Annotated in this window: 5 protein-coding genes; all 5 read right to left on the bottom strand. The window is 39.7% G+C overall.

All coding sequences use genetic code 11. The features are described 5' to 3' along the window. On the bottom strand, window positions 1-307 hold a 307-nt coding region (locus HMPREF0581_RS05440), incomplete at its 3' end, for a hypothetical protein (RefSeq protein WP_036381127.1). A gap of 2 nt (window positions 308-309) precedes the next feature. Next, a complete protein-coding gene (locus HMPREF0581_RS05435) occupies window positions 310-627 on the bottom strand; it encodes a hypothetical protein (protein WP_032734300.1) in 318 nt (105 codons plus the stop codon). A gap of 98 nt (window positions 628-725) precedes the next feature. Beyond that, window positions 726-1,040 carry a hypothetical protein gene (locus HMPREF0581_RS05430; RefSeq protein WP_032734301.1) on the bottom strand — a complete coding sequence of 105 codons (315 nt, stop codon included), beginning with the start codon at window positions 1,038-1,040 and terminating at the stop codon, window positions 726-728. A gap of 220 nt (window positions 1,041-1,260) precedes the next feature. Further along, window positions 1,261-1,887 (bottom strand): replication protein, encoded by a 627-nt coding sequence (locus HMPREF0581_RS05425; RefSeq protein WP_049906802.1) that lies wholly within the window; start codon window positions 1,885-1,887, stop codon window positions 1,261-1,263. 392 nt (window positions 1,888-2,279) lie between these two features. Beyond that, the coding region (locus HMPREF0581_RS05420; protein ID WP_036381117.1) for a hypothetical protein at window positions 2,280-2,632 on the bottom strand (353 nt) is incomplete at its 5' end.

Genomic DNA, 2,632 nt, shown 5'->3' with positions numbered 1-2,632 from the left:
CACGCTTATCTTGAACCAACTGTTTTTTAACATCTGAAAAGTTTGTAATTTCCGCTAGTACAGCATCCAATTTCTTATCAAGAAGTTCAACGTTTTTAAGACGTCCAATATCCAGCGCTTTACTCTCACTGAATAACTCAACAACCTTTAGAGCAAATTGAAGCCAACTAGATAAAGAATTCTGATAATCCATCTCATCACAAGCTTCAATATATTCAAGAAGACGATTACGACTTAAAAAGTCACGATACACAGCACCAAGCAACTGGTCGCCTTTAGCTGGAAACTTTCTAGACTCATCTACCATAGTTACTTCACCTTCTTAACATCGGAAGCTGTAAACCAGATAATGTTGCCGCCTTTATCTCGGTTATAGCTCGTGTGAATAAAGAGGTCCGTGAAAGTAACCATACCTGGCGTAATTGTGCTTTCAAGGTCATCAAATGATTCAATAGTCACGTTAATGATATCGGGCTTTTGGTCACCAGAGTCACAAGGAATTGCTTGTACTCGCCATTTAGGCGTTCCGCTTGCTGAAACGTCCTGCTCATTATCTGTACCATACTTAAATTTCTGGCTGACCCCTAGAGCAATGAAGTCATTATTTAACAACTTAAACTTGGACATAATTAATCCTTTCTATTTGTGTTTGATATATGTCCAAGCCGCCAACTTGCGTTATGATTATTTTGCCGATAGTCGTTACGCAAGTGACGACTTTTTTCTTAACGAATAAATCCGTACTTTTTGAATTTTCTAGCGTCTTCTCGCCAACCTTCACGTTCGATTGGTTCTTGAATTTCCTCGTCCCAGCCTATCCACTGCTTTCCCACGTTATCGTTGTAGTAAATAATTCCGCACTTAACCAAAGCTCTAAAAACGTGAGTCATCGGCACATGAAGTTTCTCAGAAATATCTCTAACTTCTTCAATATCCGAACAGGACATCGTAAAACTAACCCTATCAGTATCAACTCGCTCAAAATCACCTTTCCTCAAAACCACTCTCCCACGAACTCTATCGACATCAGTAGTATCCATATTTAACACCTCCAATCACATAAACGGTTACTTGTGTAATTATAGAGCAAACGTTACATTAAAGCAAATTTTACTCATTTGTAACTATACGCAACATAGCAATCTTTAAGACACACCAAAATCTCACTAGTAACAGATTGTTACTAGTCCATAACCTGCATGAACAATGAACAATGGACACATGGGGGAGGGTCGTAGTACCTCCCCCATGTACGTATCCCTAGATATCCGAATCTGGAATATCCGAATTTGGAATATTCTCGTCCTCAACGTAACCGTCAAAAGTACCTTGATTCATTTCCCATTGCATAGACTTAAGCCAAGCCACTAAAAACACAGTTCTGCTACTGGTGAGAACTCTAAACCAATCAGTTCGATATTGCCGAGCATATAAAGCTAATCTAAAGAATGAATAACATCCCTGTTCAAGACACCAATCCATCATCTCGCCAATAGCTGTATCTGTATCAGCTGCTGATTTTGTTGTTTCTAGGTAATCAGTACCTCCAAGGCACTCAACATCAGAAACGTTATATTGTGCCTTCTCTGGGTTATCTAAGTGGCACAAATATCTTGCATAAGCACGGATATCTTTACATTCTTCTGGACGAGTGGCATTCAGTTTATCTGTAATCTCTTTAACTTGCTCAAAAGTCTTAACACCTTTAAAGGTAAGGATTACGTGGTAATGCTCTTTTTTATGTTCTCCATCTGCGTTTACATCATCACAGTGAAGTGGAGAAACATATCCAGGGACAAGCATATCTCTTAAAATCTGTCTCCAATTTTCTGGAGCACTTTCTGGATACAGAACAAAAACCCAGTTACGTTTTCTCTTGTCCGCCAAAATAAAACCTCCTGTTCAGGAGGTGTGTAATGTCTTTGAAGTTCCACAGAAAGACGCTATACTTATATCTATGGGACGTTAATCGACTTCACCACCTCGGTTTTCGTCGCTATTCGAACGGCAATTCGAATAGCCACTGCCATTATTTTACACTAGCCCGCCCACTACTTTGTGTGGTGGGCATTCTTTTTAAATACTCACTGAGAGCGAGCGGATATCCTCTATGGATCCGATTCGTTAAATCCATATTTTGATTCCGTACGCATTCAACCAATTTAGATTGGCAAGGATAGGGACTTCGTCCCTATAACCCTCTTAGGCTGACACTTCATTCCTTCGCGCTACACTAAACGTTCCGCTTGTCGTCATTCCGCGTCAGCCATAGGGACTAGTTACTCCTTACGAGCAAATTCATTAACGGCACGACTCAAATAGCCATCACGACCATGCTTATGCTCTTCGTATTTGATGATGAACCAGTTAAGCGGCGACTCTTCATATCGCACTAGCTGGTCAGCAAGTTTACAAGCGTAATACTTGCAATCGCTTAATTCGTTTTTTAGGTCTGTATTTTTATCCTTTAATGCCACAATCTTTTTATCGGCATCATCTATTTGGTTCTTTGCAATCCTAAGTTCCGAAGCAGTATCACGCTTATCTTGAACCAACTGTTTTTTAACATCTGAAAAGTTTGTAATTTCCGCTAGTACAGCATCCAATTTCTTATCAAGAAGTTCAACGTTTT

Origin of the sequence: Mogibacterium timidum ATCC 33093, from assembly GCF_000525775.1 — a bacterium.
GTDB classification, from domain to species: Bacteria; Bacillota; Clostridia; order Peptostreptococcales; family Anaerovoracaceae; genus Mogibacterium; species Mogibacterium timidum.
The sequence above is the reverse complement of the archived record's forward strand: the minus strand, read 5'-3'. Positions and strand labels throughout refer to the sequence as shown.